At 66.6% G+C, this 15,984-nt stretch carries 11 protein-coding genes; 7 read left to right on the top strand and 4 right to left on the bottom strand.

The window, feature by feature from the left end:
• Window positions 1-51 precede the first annotated feature (51 nt).
• Window positions 52-708 (bottom strand): helix-turn-helix transcriptional regulator, encoded by a 657-nt coding sequence (locus tag ISP20_RS15305; RefSeq protein WP_204636985.1) that lies wholly within the window; start codon window positions 706-708, stop codon window positions 52-54.
• A 131-nt stretch (window positions 709-839) separates the two neighbouring features.
• Here ISP20_RS15305 and ISP20_RS15300 point away from each other — a divergent pair, with 131 nt between their 5' ends.
• A complete protein-coding gene (locus ISP20_RS15300) occupies window positions 840-1,892 on the top strand; it encodes a class I SAM-dependent methyltransferase (protein ID WP_204636984.1) in 1,053 nt (350 codons plus the stop codon).
• A gap of 29 nt (window positions 1,893-1,921) precedes the next feature.
• On the opposite strand, the gene ISP20_RS15295 is transcribed toward ISP20_RS15300, so the two are convergent.
• Together ISP20_RS15295 and ISP20_RS15290 are read right to left on the bottom strand one after the other, a co-directional pair.
• On the bottom strand, window positions 1,922-2,389 hold the full coding sequence (locus ISP20_RS15295) for a Dps family protein (RefSeq protein ID WP_204636983.1): 468 nt from the start codon (window positions 2,387-2,389) through the stop codon (window positions 1,922-1,924).
• A gap of 193 nt (window positions 2,390-2,582) precedes the next feature.
• Entirely contained in the window at window positions 2,583-2,807 is a 225-nt protein-coding gene (locus tag ISP20_RS15290; protein WP_204636982.1) for a hypothetical protein, read from the bottom strand.
• A gap of 552 nt (window positions 2,808-3,359) precedes the next feature.
• Here ISP20_RS15290 and hrpA point away from each other — a divergent pair.
• On the top strand, window positions 3,360-7,427 hold the full coding sequence (gene hrpA, locus ISP20_RS15285; protein WP_204636981.1) for an ATP-dependent RNA helicase HrpA: 4,068 nt from the start codon (window positions 3,360-3,362) through the stop codon (window positions 7,425-7,427).
• 93 nt (window positions 7,428-7,520) lie between these two features.
• Here hrpA and ISP20_RS15280 read toward each other — a convergent pair whose 3' ends face one another.
• Window positions 7,521-7,997: a hypothetical protein gene (locus tag ISP20_RS15280; RefSeq protein WP_204636980.1), complete on the bottom strand. Its 477-nt coding sequence runs from the start codon at window positions 7,995-7,997 to the stop codon at window positions 7,521-7,523.
• A gap of 114 nt (window positions 7,998-8,111) precedes the next feature.
• On the opposite strand from ISP20_RS15280, the gene ISP20_RS15275 reads away from it, so the two are divergent.
• The 5 genes from ISP20_RS15275 to ISP20_RS15255 all read left to right on the top strand — a co-directional run bounded on the left by ISP20_RS15275 (window position 8,112) and on the right by ISP20_RS15255 (window position 15,961).
• Entirely contained in the window at window positions 8,112-10,247 is a 2,136-nt protein-coding gene (locus ISP20_RS15275) for a RelA/SpoT family protein (RefSeq protein WP_204636979.1), read from the top strand.
• A gap of 77 nt (window positions 10,248-10,324) precedes the next feature.
• Window positions 10,325-12,046, top strand: coding sequence for a tetratricopeptide repeat protein (locus ISP20_RS15270; RefSeq protein WP_204636978.1), 1,722 nt, complete (start codon window positions 10,325-10,327; stop codon window positions 12,044-12,046).
• Between the two features lies 1 nt (window position 12,047).
• Window positions 12,048-12,893: an NAD(P)H-binding protein gene (locus ISP20_RS15265; protein WP_204636977.1), complete on the top strand. Its 846-nt coding sequence runs from the start codon at window positions 12,048-12,050 to the stop codon at window positions 12,891-12,893.
• A gap of 216 nt (window positions 12,894-13,109) precedes the next feature.
• On the top strand, window positions 13,110-15,428 hold the full coding sequence (gene mrcB / locus ISP20_RS15260) for a penicillin-binding protein 1B (RefSeq protein ID WP_204636976.1): 2,319 nt from the start codon (window positions 13,110-13,112) through the stop codon (window positions 15,426-15,428).
• Between the two features lie 2 nt (window positions 15,429-15,430).
• On the top strand, window positions 15,431-15,961 hold the full coding sequence (locus ISP20_RS15255) for a tetratricopeptide repeat protein (protein ID WP_204636975.1): 531 nt from the start codon (window positions 15,431-15,433) through the stop codon (window positions 15,959-15,961).
• Window positions 15,962-15,984: the final 23 nt, after the last annotated feature.

The raw sequence follows: 15,984 nt of genomic DNA, 5'->3' as shown, positions 1-15,984 counted from the left end.
AGGGGACCGGATGGTCAGCGCAAGGTCAGGCCGCTGTTGGCGCGGGCGCGCTCAACGGCAGGGTGCGGCCATCCGGCACAGCGCCGCGACCAGGGTGGCCTGGCTGTGTTTGACGGTTTTCTCGAAGACGTGCTTGAGGTGATTGCGCGCCGTACCTTCGCCCATGGCCAGCAGGCGGGCGCAATCGCGCAACTCGTGACCGTCGGCAAGCATGCCGGCCAGGGCGGCCTCGCGCGGGGTCAGGCCAAAGGCGGCGGTCAGGGCTTCCGGCGGCAAGGGGCGCAGATGTTCAGGAGTCGTGACGAGCAGCACCACCTCGGGCGACGGGCCGGGCAGCGGCGACAGGCGCAGCAGCAGGGGCGCGGCGCGGCGGGACCGGCGCGGCAGGCCGAGATAGCGGGTGAGGGCGGGGGCATCGTCGGTGTGACCCGAGGCGGCCATCAGCGCCACGGCGTGCCGCAGACGGCGGGTATGGGCGGCCGTGCCCGCCTTGAGTCCGGCCGGCGCGTCGATCAAGCCATCGTGCCGCGCCAGCAGATCGCGGGCCTGGCGGTTGACGAAGGAAAGACGGGCCTGGGCGTCCACCACGATCACGCCGATCAGCAACTCATCGAGCAAGTGCTGCAGCAGCGCGGCGCGCACGTCACCCTGGCGTACCGTCGGTACGTCGGCTCCCCCTGCCTCCAGGTGTCCACGCAGGCGCGACATCACGGACTCCCGCCACCGGCCTAGTGCTTTCGCGCTGTCCGGTATGGGACAGGCGCCTTTGCCAGCCGCAGCGTATGCAGGAGTTTCATCCTACTCCGCCGTTTCGAAAGACGGCGTCGCGGAGCATCGTCATGGCTATCGATGAACAAAGACTTCACGCTTTCCTGGGCCGGGCGGTCGGCGACCTCGGTGCCGCCATCAGCGCCACCCTGATCCAGATCGGCGACGAGCTGGGCTTCTATAAGGCGCTGGCGAAGGAACGCCTGACACCCACCGAGTTGGCCTCGCGCACCGGCACCCATGAGCGTTACGTGCGCGAATGGCTGGGTAACCAGGCGGCCGGCGGCTACGTGGAGTTCGACGAAGCCTCCGGCCGTTATGGCCTGAGCGAGGAACAGGCGTTGTGCCTGGCCGATCCGCACGGACCGGTGGATGTGCCGGGTGCGTATGCCATCGTCGAAGCGTTGTTCCATGCGAAAGAACGCACGCTGGAACATTTCCGCAATGGCGAAGGCATGGAGTGGGGCGAGCATCATCCCTGCCTTTTCCACGGTACCGAGCGCTTCTTCCGGGCGGGCTACAACGCCAACCTGATCGGCGCGTGGCTGCCGGCGCTCGATGGCGTGGTGGATAAATTGCGCATGGGTGGGCGGGCCGCCGATGTGGGCTGCGGGCACGGCGCCAGCACGATCCTGATGGCCAAGTCGTTTCCGGCGGCGCATTTCGTGGGCTACGACTACCACGCACCGTCCATCGACGTGGCACGCGAACGCGCCGCTGAGGCCGGCGTGGTCAACGCCTCGTTCGAAGTGGCCGATGCCACCGGCTACAAGGGCAAGGATTTCGACCTGATCGCCTTCTTCGACTGCCTGCACGACATGGGCGATCCGGTGGGCGTGGCCAGGCACGCGCGCGGCGCGCTCAAGCCCGACGGCAACTGCATGATCGTCGAGCCATTTGCCGGCGACAGCGTGCGCGACAACCTCAACCCGGTGGGGCGGGTCTATTTCGGCGCATCGGCGCAAATCTGCGTGCCGGTATCGCTGGCCCGGCACGGTCCTGCCCTGGGTGCCCAGGCGGGCGAAGCGAAGCTGCGCGAAGTGGTGGTGCAGGGTGGCGGCTTCCAACGCTTCCGGCGCGCCGCCGAGACGCCGTTCAATATCGTGCTGGAGGCGCGGCCCTGAGCGTTCAGGGCCGCGGCTCGTTTTGATGCTTACTTCAGCAGCGAGCGCAACATCCAGGCGGTCTTTTCGTGTTCCTTCAGGCGACCGGTCACGATGTCGGCGGTGCCTTCGTCGCCGGCGTCGTCGGCCACCTTGATCACCTGGCGGGCCGTGTGCGCGGCGATTTCATGGCCTTCGACCAACTGGCCGACCATCTCCTTCCAATCCGGCACGCCGGCTTCTTCCTTGATCGCGGTGAGCTTGCCGAACTGGCTGTACGAGCCCGGCGCGAACACGTCGAGCGTGCGGATGCGCTCGGCCACTTCGTCCGCAGCCAGCCACAGTTCGTTGTACTGGGTCTCGAACATGGTGTGCAGGCTGTTGAACTGCGGACCGGTGATGTTCCAGTGGAAGCTGTGCGTCTTCAGGTACAGCGAATACGTATCCGCCAACAGCTTGGACAGCTGCTCGCCGATCTGTTCCCGGTCCTTCTTGGCGATACCGATGGAAATGGCCATGTCTTGCTCCTTGTAAGGGTGATGGCATTGGAAGCTGTGCTCAGGTTAGTGAGCGTCCTCCATGCGGTGAAATGAATCCTTCCGATGCCCGCGATAGCCTGCGTCGATCGGTCCGCAAATTTGCGGCACGCCCGAACATGTGGGGGTTCCTGCATGGCATTCCGATACGGGCGCGACAAGCTGCCACGTTTCACTATCGATTTTTCGTATCGGGCGCTAAAGCGCAGTTGTGCTCAATGGCGATGCGGGTCATATCAGCGCTTGATGAATGCTGCGCGATGCGCTCGTCTTCGTTCATGGTGCCCCATCGATCCACATCGACGCAGGCGGGGTCGGCGGTGCCCGTGAAGACCTGGAACAGGCGTGCTATGCCGGCCAGGCCCTGGGTCTGCGGATTGGCTATGCGGAAACGAGGCATGCCCTTTACCGGTGTGCCGTCCGGCAGCGAACGGGCTGGCGTAGTCGCCGCTGCAAGAGCGCTGGAGAAACTACGACCACCAGGGATGTACGCGGGTGCGCTGGAGCTTTGAGGGAGGGGTATTGGTGAGTCCGTCGCTGCAACGTGTGGCACCGGCGTAGCGGTCGATGTCGTTCGGCGACGCCTTGGCAAAACCCCCGAGCGCGGCCTGGGGGCGGACGGTGGCGCAGATTCGATCCTGGGCGGCACCCGAGGCAGCAAGCGCATCACCAGGACGTTGTTTTGATCGAATAGGCCGCGAACAGGCGTGGTCTGGGACGGTGTTGTGGGTTGCAATAGCACGGCCAGCAGCGCGACATGTCCTGCCATGGCTATGGCTAGAGAGAGGGCTCTCCGGAATGAAAAAGAGAGCTTCTGGTCAGCCTTCCTTACGTTCAACATGCCAACATCCTTGTGTGGCCAGCCCTCCGGTGGACCCACGTTTCGCGGATTAGTGCCCGCCGATGCCGCATATGCCCGGAGTGCCCGTCAGCGGCTATCATGTGCGGTCCGATGACCCCGACTGCATCCAACGCCGCCTCCACCGACGCGCGTCTGCGTCCGCTGCGCCAGGCGCTCGACGACGTCACCAGCCGCGACTATGGCCGCCTGCTCGGCCGGTGGCGTGAGCTGTCGCGCCGTTTCGACGAGAAGAAACTGGCCGCGCTCAGCGCCGATATCGAAGCTTCGGTGGCTAGGCGCAAGGCGCGAGCCGCGGCCAAGCCGGCCATCCGCCTCGACGAATCGCTGCCGATCACGGCGCGCGCCGAGGAAATCATCGAGCTGATCCGCAAGCACCAGGTGGTGGTGATCGCCGGCGAAACCGGCTCAGGCAAGACCACCCAGTTGCCCAAGCTGTGCCTGGCCGCGGGTCGCGGCGAAGCGGGCATGATCGGCTGTACCCAGCCACGCCGTCTGGCGGCGCGCTCGGTGGCTCGCCGCGTGGCCGAAGAACTGGCCACGCCGCTGGGCGAGCAGGTCGGTTTCCAGGTGCGTTTCAACGACCAGGTATCCGAGCGCACGTTGGTCAAGTTCATGACCGACGGCATCCTGCTCGCCGAAACGCAGGGCGATCCGTGGCTGAGTGCGTACGACACCATCATCATCGACGAGGCCCACGAGCGCAGCCTGAACATCGACTTCCTGCTGGGCTACCTGAAGCGGCTGGCGGTGAAACGGCCCTCGCTGAAGATCATCGTCACCTCGGCGACCATCGACACCGAGCGTTTTGCCGAGCATTTCAGCGGTGCGCCGATCGTGTCGGTGGAAGGGCGCACCTATCCGGTGGAAGTGCGCTGGCGCTCCGTCGATGACGTCGCCGCGCGGCGCGGGCAACGGGCGGGCGATCTGCAGCAGGGCGGTGCTGACCATGTGGCGGCCGTGCTCGATGAGATCACCCACGACGATCCGCGCGGCGACGTGTTGATCTTCCTGCCCGGCGAACGCGAAATTCGCGATGCACATCTGTTGTTGTCGCGACGCCAGTACCGTGAGACCGAAGTGATGCCCTTGTATGCGCGCCTGTCGGCGGGCGACCAGGATCGTGTGTTCAAACCTGGGAACAAACGGCGCGTGGTACTCGCCACCAACGTGGCGGAAACCTCGCTGACGGTGCCGCGCATCCGCTACGTGATCGACTCGGGCCAGGCGCGGGTAAAGCGCTACAGCCAGCGTAGCCAGCTCGAACGCCTGCACGTCGAGCCGATTTCGCGTGCTGCAGCCGACCAGCGCAAAGGCCGTTGCGGCCGCGTGGGACCGGGCATCTGCTATCGCCTCTACGACGAGGCCGATTACGAAAGTCGCGCCGCCTATACCGATCCCGAGCTGCTGCGATCGTCGCTGGCCAACGTCATCCTGCGCATGCTCGCCTTGCAGCTGGGCGAGGTGGATGAATTCCCGTTCCTCGAAGCGCCCGATCCGCGCGTGGTGGCCGATGGCTATCGCCGCCTCGCGGAAATTTCCGCAATCGACGATGCGCGCCGCCTGACGCCCATCGGCCGCACGGTGGCCAAGCTGCCGATCGACGTGCAGCTCGCCCGCATGCTGGTGGAGGCGCAGCAATTGCAGAGCCTGCGCGAGGTGCTGGCGATCGTCTCGTTCCTCAGCATCCAGGACCCGCGCGAACGCCCCGCCGATGCACGCCAGCAGGCCGATGCGGCACACGCGGCGTTTGCCGATCCGAAATCCGATTTCGTCGGCGTGTTGAACCTCTGGCGCGAGTACGGCAAGGCGCACGAAGACTTCACGCAATCGAAGTTGCGCGACTGGTGTTCGCGCCACTTTCTTAGCTTCATGCGCATGCGCGAATGGCGCGAACTGCACCGGCAATTGCTGCTGGTGGTGCAGGAATTGGGATGGAAGCTGGAAGCCTCCACTTCTCCTTCTCCCCTCCGGGGAGACGGTCGGGATGAGGGGTCAACCTCGCGGGGAATCACAAAATCGCGAGCTGTTCTGGCCACCAAGAAGGATAGGCAGCCAACCCGCGAGCACCCACCCCTCACCCCAACCCCCTCCCCGGAAGGGAGAGGGAGCCAAGGCAAGGGCGAGGACGAGGCCGCGCGCCAATACGAATCCCTCCACCGCAGCCTGCTCGCCGGCCTGCCCACGCAGGTGGGTCACAAGGACGAGAAGGGCGTCTATCGCAGCACGCGCGAGCGCCGCTTCCAGGTGTTCCCGGGTTCGTCGCTTTCCAAGGTGCCGCCGAACTGGATCTTCGCCGCGCAGATCCTCGATGTCGGCGGTCGCGTGTGGGGCATGATGTGCGCGCGCGTCGAGCCACTGTGGATCGAGCAGCAGGCCGCGCATCTGTTGCGCTCCTCGTGCCGCGATGCGCACTGGTCGCGCAAGCGCGGTCATGTGGTGGCCTACGAGCAGGTGAGCCTGTTCGGGCTCACCCTGGTCGAGCGCCGTCCCGTGACCTTCCAGAAACAGGATCCCGTGCTCGCACATGAGATCTTCCTGCGCGAGGCGCTGGTGCGTTGCGATATCGATGCACGCGCCGATTTCATCCGCGCCAATCAGCGCGTGCTGGAAGATGCCCGCGGCATCGAGGCCAAGCAGCGTCGCGAAGGACTGCTCCGCCACGAGGACGAACTGGTCGCTTTCTTCGAAGGGAAACTACCGCAGGACATCGCGGACAGCCGCGCACTCGACGCCTGGTACCGCAAGGCACGCCCGGCAGAGCAGGCTGCGCTGCGCTGGTCGCTGGACGACGTCATGAGCGGCGGGGCAGGGCTCGATCCCGAAGCGTTTCCCGCATCGCTGGATGTACCTCCGCAAAAGTACCGCCTCGAATACCGCTTCGTTCCCGGCGACGATGCCGATGGCGTGACACTGCACCTCCCGCTCGCCATGTTGAATGCGCTGCCAGCCGCGCGCTGTGAGTGGCTGGTGCCCGGACTGCTCGCCGAAAAGGTGGCCGAGCTGATCCGCGGTCTGCCCAAGGCATTGCGCCGCAACTTTGTACCCGCCCCGGATTTCGCCCGCGCCTTCGCGGAGGCGGAGGCGCCACGGGACGAGTCGCTGACGAAAGCGCTCGCCACCTTCCTCAAGCGCGCCACCGGTGTCGATGTGTCGGCGTCCGAGTTCGATGCGGTGGAATTGCCGGCGCATTTCCGCATGCGTTATCGCCTGCACGATGAAAGCGGCAAGACCCTGGCGACGGGACGCGACCTCGCCGCGATCCGTGGCCAATGGGAAGGCCAGGCGCGCGAGGCGTTTTCACGCAAGACCGATATCGAACTCACCCGCGAGGACATCGCCAGCTGGGACTTCGAGGAAATTCCCGCACAGGTACGTTCGGCTGGCGGCTTGCTGGCGTTCCCGGCACTGGTCGACCTGGGCGATGCCGTGGCCTTGCGGGTGTTCGAACGCAGCGACGAGGCGCGCGAGGCACACGTCGAAGGCGTCATCCGCCTGCTGCGCAATGCGCTCGCCAGCGACATGAAACAGGCGCGCCGCCGATTGCCCGTCGGCAACCCGCTGGCCTTGAAGTACGCGCCGCTCGGTGGCGTGGATGGCCTGCGCGAGGATCTGGTCGAAGGCGGCTTCCAGGATCTGCTGGCGCGTCACACGCTCGACGTACGCACGGCGGGCACCTTCGAAGCCTTGCATACGCAGGCGGCGCGCGAGCTGTTCGGTGCCGCGGTGGAGCGACTGAAGCTGGCCGAGCCCATCATCGAAGCCCAGGCCGACCTGAAGCCGTGGCTGCAACCGCCGCTGATGGGTTTTGCGCGGGCGAGCTACGACGACCTGCGCGAGCAGCTCGACGCGCTGCTCACCGCGGGCTTCCTGCGTGAACTTCCCACCTCGCGGCTGGCGCACTATCCGCGCTATCTGAAAGCCATGCGTCTGCGCGCGGAGCGCTTGCGGCAGGATCCCGCCAAGGATCAGCAACGGCTGTTGCAGGTGCTGCCGTTCTGGCGCGACTACCTCAAGCATCGCGCGGCCGGCAACGAAGGCCTGGACGAATTGCGTTGGTTGATCGAGGAGTGGCGCGTATCGCTGTTCGCGCAGGAACTGAAGACGGCCGAACCCGTATCGGCCAAGCGCCTGACGCGAGCGCTGGAAAATCTCGCCTGAGTCGTTACCTCAATTTGTGGGAGCGCACCCTGTGCGCGACTGGCGCGACGATTGTCGCCAGTCGCGCACAGGGTGCGCTCCCACAGGAAGACCTTACTTCACCCGCGTCATCGGCGCCGTGTCGTTGCAGCCATCGACAGCCGCCATCCAGTTGCCCATCAGCGAACGACGAATGATGACCTTCGGATTCTCGCTGGAAAGGCAGGACACCTTGGTGCTGTCCGATTGCTGCCATACCTGGCCATTGTCCAGGGTGAGCTGGCCGTGGCCGTTGAAGCCCGCAAACGTTCCCTGCACGCGCGCCTGCACCGGGCCCGATTTCTCGCTGGTGGGATAGAACACCGGCTTGCCCGCCTGGTCGACCACCTTGGTGACGACCTTGCCGTGCCCGCTCAGCCAGTTGTCGAGATTCTTCAGCTCATCCGGCGACAGCTTGTCCAGGCCGGCGGCCTTGAATTCCTCCGGCGACATGCGCTGCTGCAGCGGCACGTACTGGTCGGCGGCAAAAGCGGCGACGGGCAGGGCAAGGGCGATACTCATCAGCAACAGCAGCGGGCGGGCCAGACGCATGGGGTGATCCTCTCGGGTACAAGGGATAATGCTTTGCTGGCGCAGCATACACGGCATGAATCGCCGGTTCATGCCGCCTGAGGGTAGCCCCCGGGGATGCTCTAGAATAAGCGGATGGTTCAAGCCGCCCTCCATCCAAGCTCGGGTCTCGCCGAGTGGCGCGAACGCGCCGGCAGCGTGTCGCCCGCGTTGGGCGAGGCGCTGGACACCTGCGCGGTGCTGCCGATGAACCAGGCCGAGTGCGTGGACGTGCTGGAGCTGCTGGCCATGCTCGGCTGCGACACGCAGACCCAGGCCGCGGCGCTGTGGTTCGAGGTGTCGCGCATCGATCCGGCGCTATGGGCGCTACGCGAACCCAGCCTGCCGCCCGACCTGCAGCGACTGGTCGGCGGGCAGGTGGCCGCCGAAAAAGTCTGGGCGCTGCACGCCCAGCACGGCGCGGACCGGGGCGCCGAAGGCTTGCGGCGCCTGCTGCTGGCGATCATCCGCGACCTGCGCGTGGTGTTCATCCTGCTCGCTCGCCAGCTGGCGCGTATGCGCGCGGCAAACGCATTGCCGGACCACGAACGCCAGCCGCTGGCGCGCCTCACGCAGGACATCCACGCGCCGCTCGCCAACCGCCTGGGTATCTGGCAACTGAAGTGGGAGCTGGAAGACCTGTGCTTCCGCTACCTGCAACCGGAAACCTACAAGCGCATCGCGCGCCTGCTCGACGAAAGGCGGGTGGACCGCGAGGACTTCATCCGCGAAACGCTGAGCGCGTTGCAGCGCTCGCTGGAAACGGCGGGCATCCGCGCGGAACTGGCCGGCCGTCCGAAACACATCTATTCGATCTGGAAGAAGATGCAGCGCAAGTCGCTGGAGTTTTCCGATCTCTACGACATCCGTGCCGTGCGCGTGCTGGTCGATTCCATCGGTGACTGCTACGGCGCGCTCGGCGTCGTGCACACCTTGTGGCCGCATCTGCCTGGCGAGTTCGACGATTACATCGCGCGCCCCAAGGGCAACGACTATCGCTCGCTGCATACGGCGGTGGTCGGCCCGCGTGGCAAGACGCTCGAAGTGCAGATCCGCACGCACGAGATGCATCGCATCAACGAACTGGGCGTGGCCGCGCACTGGCGTTACAAGGAAGGCGGCGCCGGCGACAGCGAATTCGAGGCCAAGATCGCCTGGATGCGCCGCCTGCTGGAACCGCGGCCGGACAGCGACGGCGATCTCGCCGCGGACCTGCACACCGAACTGCTCGAAGATCGCGTCTACGTGCTCACCCCCAAGGGTGAAGTGGTGGACCTGCCGCATGGCGCCACGGTGCTGGATTTCGCCTACCACGTGCACACCGAAGTGGGGCATCGCTGCCGCGGCGCGAAGGTCAACGGACGCATCGTGCCGCTCACCTTCCAGCCGTCCAGCGGCGATCGCATCGAAGTGCTGACGGCGAAAGTGGCCGAACCCAGCCGCGACTGGCTGTCGGCGCACCACGGCTATCTGCACACCTCGCGCGCCAAGGAAAAAGTGCGCACATGGTTCCGCCGTATCGCGCACGATGCCAATCTCGCGGCAGGGCGTGCGATCTTCGAAAAGGAGATCAAGCGTCTCGCGCTGCCCGCCGCCGACATCGGCAAGTTGCCTGCGCACTTCCATCTGAAGACGCACGACGAACTGCTGGTGGCGCTGGCGCTCGGTGAAGTGGCGCCGGGGCAGATCGCCCGCGTATTGCAGGAAGCCTCCGCGCCGCCGCCCGCCGTGCCGCCGCCGCTCGGACCCACCCAGGCGCGACAGGCGCTGCGCGACCACAGTGCGCTCAGCATCGAAGGCGTGGGCAACCTGCTCACCACGCTGGCGCGCTGCTGCCAGCCGTTGCCAGGCGATCCGGTGCGCGGTTTCGTCACGCGCGGACGCGGCGTCTCCGTGCATCGTGCCGACTGCGCGAGTCTCGCGCGGCTGGCGCGGCGCGATCCGGATCGCGTGATCGACGTCGAGTGGGGCAAGGCGGCTGCCCAGGCCTATGAAGTGGACATCGAACTGCGCGGCTACGATCGCAAGGGCTTGCAGAAGGACGTCACCAACCTGATCAGCAACATGGGCACGCACATCATTGCGTCGTCCAGCCGGGTGTTTGCCCACACCGGCGAGGTGGAGATGCGCTTCACCCTGCGTGTACGCGATTTCGAACAGTTGTCCGGGCTGCTCAGCCGGCTGGCGGCACTGCCCAACGTGGTCGACGCTCGCCGCGTCAGCGGTGCCTGAACGCCGCGCGTTCCCGACAGGGAGCCGGTGCAGCGCGATGTTAAGCTGCCACCCGTTGAACCCACCCTCGTGAACCCATGAACGGACGCAAAGACCAGCACGACCACGGCTCGTCGGGCCGCACCGAGCCCACGCTCGGCAATCTCGATAACCTGGACGGACCCGCGCCCAAGTCCCGGGACGACGACGGGCTACCCACGTTCACGCTCGATCCGGACCTTCGTCGCGGCGGTTCCTCGCGTCCGCCCGTGCATCGGCCCAAGCGTCGCGGCTGGCTGGTACCGGTGGTGGTGCTGATTGCCATCGGCGTGGGCACCTCGCTGTGGATCGGCCAGGACAGGCTGCGCGGCCTAGTGCCGAACACCGAACTCGACGGCATCCTGGGGCGCGCGGAAACGGCGCTGCAGCAAGGCCATCTCGATGGCAACGACGGCTCCAGCGCGCGCGAACTTTTCGAAGCAGCGCGCGCCCTGCAACCCGACAACGACCGCGCCCGCGACGGCCTGCGCAACGTGGGGCAGGCCGAGATCGCCCGCGCCGACGCCGCCTTGCAGGCCGGCAAGCTGGACGACGCCGATCAGGCACTCACCGCCGCACGCGAACTGCTCGGTGGCGGCAGCGATGTCGATCGCCTGAGCCAGTCCCTGGCCGCCGCACGCAATGGCAAGGTGCCCACCGATCATCTGGTCGAGCAGGCCCAGCAAGCCTTCGACGCGGGCAAGCTGCAGGGCGACGATGGCGCCGGCGAGCTTTATCGCCGCGTGCTGGCCGCCGATCCCAACAACGCCGTGGCCAAGCACGGCCTGGAACAAGTGGGTGACGCACTGGCTGGCCAGGCGCACAAGGCGCTGGATGCCGGCGACCGGGCCACCGCCTCGGCGCTGGTCGACCGCCTCGCCGTGCTGCTGCCCAATTACGGCGAGCTGCCGGCACTGCGCGCTGCGCTGGTGCAGGTAAACCAGCAGGACAACAGTGCCCTTACCGATGCGGTCAAGCAGGGCCAGAACGCCTTGCGCGACGGCCGCATCGTGGGTGCGGGCGACGACACCGCGCTGGCGCACTTCAAGGCGGCGCTGGCGATCGATCCCGACAACGGCGACGCCAAGGCCGGCATGGGCCAGGTGGCCCAGGCGCTGATCGTGCAGGCCAATGCGGCGCTCGACAATGCGGACAACACGCATGCACGCCAGCTGTTGGATCAGGCCGCGACCATCGCACCGCATTCGGCCGATCTTGCCGCAGCACGTGCGCGCCTCGGCGGCGGACGCAAATCCAACGCCGCGCAGGTCGCCAACGACATCGCCGGCGACGCCGCCGCAGACAACGACGACAACCTCCAGCATCCGCCGCTCACGCCACAGCAGAGCGCCGAACTGGCGCGCACCGTGCAACGCGCTGACGCGGCTGCCCGGCAGGGCAACCTGATGCTGCCGCCGGGCGAAAGCGCCTACGACCTCTACCGCCAGGCTTTGGCGCTGGATGGCAACAATGAAGCAGCGCGCCATGGCCTGGAATCGCTGCCCACGCTCGCCATCAACCAGTTCAACCAGGCCCTCGCCAGCGGCAATCTTGGCGCGGCCGGCAACCGTCTCGCCGACGTGGCCGACCTATCGCCCGGCAACGCCAATCAGGGCGAGCTGCGCTTGCGCCTTGCCGGTGCCTGGATGGATCAGGCCGAACAGCAATTGCAGAACGGCGATCGCGCCAACGCGGCGCAGTCGCTGGACAGCGCGCGCAAGCTCGCGCCCGGCAATCCGCGCCTGGCGACGTTGATGGCGCGGCTGCAATCGGGCGGCTGATATGACGGTGCTCGTGTTCGGGGCCAGCAGTCAGATTGGCCATTTCCTGCTGCCACGACTGCGCGCGCGCGGGGAATCGATCGTTGCGCTGAGTCGCAAACCGCGACCGACGCAGGCCGGCGTTCAATGGTTGCAAGGCGATCTGCCCGACCGCGTTCCCGCCGTCGCCCAGCCGTCCGCGGTGATCAATTTCGGTCCGCTCGCATCGTTTGCCGCATGGCTGGCACCCGCAGGCTTGCCATCGACGACGCGCATCATCGCCACCAGTTCGATGAGCGCCGAATCCAAGCAAGCCTCCGACGTAGCTGCCGAGCGCGAGCTCTCGCAGACGCTGCGCGATGGTGAAGCCGCCGTGGCCGCCGCCTGCGATCGGCAGGGCATGGCGTGGACGATTTTCCGGCCGACACTCATCTACGGCGCGGGCATCGATAAAAGCCTCACGCCGATCGCGCGTCGGGCCAGCCGCCTGCATGTCTTTCCACTGCCGGCGGGCCGCGGTCTGCGCCAGCCTGTGCATGCGGACGATATCGCCGCCGCGGTGATGGCGGCACTCGATCATCCGGACGCGGCAGGGCGGATCCTTCCGCTGGGCGGCGGCGAACGCCTCACCGCAGCTGAGATGTTCGCCCGGGTGCGCCGCAGCCTGGCGACGCCGACGATCCCGCTGCCGATTCCCGCCGTGCTTCTGCGCGCCGGGCGTCACGCGGTGCCGCGCCTGCGCGGCCCATTGACCCGGCTGGAAGCCGACCTGATAGCCGACAACAGCGAATTGCAGCGCCTGCTGGGCGTCTCGCCACGCCCGTTCCAGCCCGATGCCGCCTGCTGGGAGCCACACCTCCCCCTGTAGGAGCGCACTCTGTGCGCGACCGCCTCCTGCGCGGGACTGGGGCAAGGACCGGTCGCGCACAGGGTGCGCTCCCACAAGGGAGCGGATCGATCCTCCTTGTGGCCCATTCGTGCCCGCTTCCCGCCACATCTGGCGGCCCGCGTTCAGATGCCCGCCGGGAAGCAGGCCCTATGATCCCGGAGCCTCCCCGTTCAGGATTGCCCCTACTTGGACTTCATGACCCGTCTTCGCTCGATCTTCAGTGCCGTCTGGCCCTGGATCCGCATTCCGTTCTGGGTCTGCATGGGACTGCTGTTCGGCTTCGTGCTGCCGTACACCCTGGTGCTCAACAAGCGAGTGCAGGACCGCTTCAACGATCTGGTGTTCGCGGTGCCTACCCGCGTCTACGCGCGGCCGCTGCCGCTGGCGGCAGGCACGCCGATGACCTCCTCGACGCTGGAACTCGAGCTGACCTTTGCCGGCTACAGCAACGATGGCCACGCCGATGTCGCCGGCACCTGGGCCAAAGAGGGCAGCACTTACACCATTGCCTCGCGCGGCTATGCCGGCCCTGACGGCGGCGAAGTGCCCAAGCGCATCCGCGTCGCGTTGAGCAAGACGCAAGTCACCAGCGTGAAGGACCTGGCCAACGGCAAGCCGATCGAGATGACTCATCTCGATCCGGCGCGCATCGCCACCGTGTATGGCTCGCAGCAGGAAGAGCGCCGCATCGTGCGACTCACCGACGTACCGCCGCTGCTGCTGTCCGGCCTGCAGGCGGTGGAAGACCGCGACTTCAAGCATCACTTCGGCATCGATCTCACCGCGATCCTGCGCGCCTCGTTCGCTAACCTGCGTGCCGGCCACACGGTGCAGGGCGGTTCCACCCTCACGCAGCAGCTGGTGCGCAACCTGTTCCTCGATCGCGAGCAGAATTTCTCGCGCAAGTTGAACGAAGCGCTGATGTCGATCCTGATCGAAGCGCACTACGACAAGAGCCGCATCCTCGAGGCCTACGTCAACGAAGTGTTCCTTGGCCAGCAGGGCGGACAAGCCGTGCACGGTTTTGCCGCGGCCTCGGAGTTCTACTTCGGCCGCCGCATGGAAGACCTCAAGCCGCAGGAGATGGCGCTGCTGATCGGCATGGTGAAGGGGCCGAGCTACTACGACCCGCGCCGCTATCCGGATCGCGCGCTGTCGCGTCGCAACCTGGTGCTCGACCAGTTCAGCGAAACCAACCTGATCACCGCGGAACAGGCGAACGCGTACAAGGCCACGCCACTGGGCATCGTGAGCAACGGCCAGCTGCCGCACAACCGTTTCCCGGCCTTCATGGACCTGGTGCGTCTGCAGATCACCTCGGACTTCGACGACGACACGCTTTCCCAGGGCAACCTGAGCATCTTCACCACGCTGGATCCGGCCGCGCAGGTGTATGCGGAACAGGCCATCACGACCACGCTCGGTGGTCTCGGCAAACGCGGCGAAGCGGCGCAAGCCGCTGCCGTGGTGACCGAAGCGCAGACCGGTGCAGTGCTGGCCATCGTCGGCAGCAAGATACCGGGCGACCAGGGCTTCAATCGTGCGCTGGATGCGAAGCGCCAGATCGGCTCGCTGGTGAAGCCGCTGGTGTACCTGGTGGCGCTGACCAACCCGGAACGCTGGAATCTGGCCAGTCCGGTGGAAGATTCGCCGATCAGCCTGCGCCAGCCGGACGGCAGTTTCTGGACGCCGAAAAACGATGAGGGCGATGTGCACGGCTCGGTGCCGATGGTCGATGCGCTGGTGCATTCGTGGAATCTGGCCAGCATCAACCTGGGCATGAGCGTCGGCGTGTCGCGCATCAAGGCGTTCCTCGAATCGTTCGGCCTCAGCAACGTCAACCCGAGTCCTTCGTTGCTGATCGGCGCCGTCGACATGTCGCCGCTGCAGGCCACCCAGCTCTATCAATACATCGCCGCCGATGGCCACGCATTGCCGCCGCTGGCGGTGCGCGGCGTGGTGGATGCGCGCGGCCAGACCATCAAGCGCTATGAAGTGAAGACCGGCGCGGGCGAGTACCAGCCCGCTGTGCGTTTGACCACCTGGGCCATGCAGCAGGTCACGCGCTCGGGCACGGCGGCGTCGATCGGCACGGTCGGGCTGGGCTACCTCAACGCGGCGGGCAAGACCGGCACCTCCAATGACCTGCGCGACAGCTGGTTCGCCGGCTTCACCGCCGATCACCTGGCCGTGTTCTGGATGGGCCGCGACGACAACAAGCCCAGCGGCATGTACGGCAACACCGGCAGCCTGCGCGCCTGGCAGGAGCTGTTCAAGAAACTGCCCACGCGGCCACTGCCGGCAGCGCCGGGCCAGGGTCTGGAAATGGCGTGGGTCAACACTGCCGACGGCAAGCGTTCGGAAGAGGGCTGCGAAGGAGCGCGGCAGGTGCCGGTGGTCGCCGGTACACTGTCCCAGGACGCCGAGGGCTGTTTCTGGCAGCACGTCGGCAATTTCTTCAGCGGTAGCGACGCATCCCCAGCGCCAGCGTCCTCCGCCCCCAGCCGGGATTGATCATGTTTCGTCGTGCCCTTCGCCTTTCCGCCGCCCCCGCTTCGTTGGTCGTACTCCTGCTCGCGGCGTGCAGCCAGCCCGTGGCGCCTTCGCAGGCCACCCGTCCGACCGTGTCCGACGAGCAGATGCTTTCGTCCATCCGCGCGGCCGGCGAGAAGGAGAAATCCGTCATCGACGTGAACCCGTTGCGTGACCCCGGCGTCGCGGCGTTGCAGGATGCGGCCGAAGGCGATCTGCGCGTGGGCAAGTACAGCGATGCCGCCACCAAGCTCGACCAGGCGCTGAAGATCAGCCCCAATTCGCCGGACCTGCTGCAGGACCGCGCCGAGGTGGCGATCCGTTTGAAGGATTACGCCAACGCCGAACAGATGGCCCACCGCTCCTGGGATCTCGGCCCGAAACTCGGTCCGTTGTGCGCCCGCAACTGGCAGACCATCGCCGAGCTGCGCCGGCACGCCGGCGATGACGCCGGTGCGGCCAATGCCAGCAAGAGCGTGGCGCAGTGCCATGTGGAAGGGATGCAGCGTTATTGAGCGTTCGCCTCTTCTGCGGTGAA

The sequence above is a fragment of the Dyella kyungheensis genome, from assembly GCF_016905005.1.
GTDB lineage: Bacteria > Pseudomonadota > Gammaproteobacteria > Xanthomonadales > Rhodanobacteraceae > Dyella > Dyella kyungheensis.
The sequence above is the reverse complement of the archived record's forward strand: the minus strand, read 5'-3'. Positions and strand labels throughout refer to the sequence as shown.

Coding starts and splice junctions, on each gene's coding strand:
- mrcB (WP_204636976.1), top strand. CDS start 13,110: ATGACCCGTCTTCGCTCGATCTTCAGTGCCGTCTGGCCCTGGATCCGC.
- ISP20_RS15280 (WP_204636980.1), bottom strand. CDS start 7,997: ATGCGTCTGGCCCGCCCGCTGCTGTTGCTGATGAGTATCGCCCTTGCC.
- ISP20_RS15270 (WP_204636978.1), top strand. CDS start 10,325: ATGAACGGACGCAAAGACCAGCACGACCACGGCTCGTCGGGCCGCACC.
- ISP20_RS15255 (WP_204636975.1), top strand. CDS start 15,431: ATGTTTCGTCGTGCCCTTCGCCTTTCCGCCGCCCCCGCTTCGTTGGTC.
- ISP20_RS15300 (WP_204636984.1), top strand. CDS start 840: ATGGCTATCGATGAACAAAGACTTCACGCTTTCCTGGGCCGGGCGGTC.
- ISP20_RS15305 (WP_204636985.1), bottom strand. CDS start 708: ATGTCGCGCCTGCGTGGACACCTGGAGGCAGGGGGAGCCGACGTACCG.
- ISP20_RS15290 (WP_204636982.1), bottom strand. CDS start 2,807: ATGCCTCGTTTCCGCATAGCCAATCCGCAGACCCAGGGCCTGGCCGGC.
- ISP20_RS15295 (WP_204636983.1), bottom strand. CDS start 2,389: ATGGCCATTTCCATCGGTATCGCCAAGAAGGACCGGGAACAGATCGGC.
- ISP20_RS15275 (WP_204636979.1), top strand. CDS start 8,112: ATGGTTCAAGCCGCCCTCCATCCAAGCTCGGGTCTCGCCGAGTGGCGC.
- ISP20_RS15265 (WP_204636977.1), top strand. CDS start 12,048: ATGACGGTGCTCGTGTTCGGGGCCAGCAGTCAGATTGGCCATTTCCTG.
- hrpA (WP_204636981.1), top strand. CDS start 3,360: ATGACCCCGACTGCATCCAACGCCGCCTCCACCGACGCGCGTCTGCGT.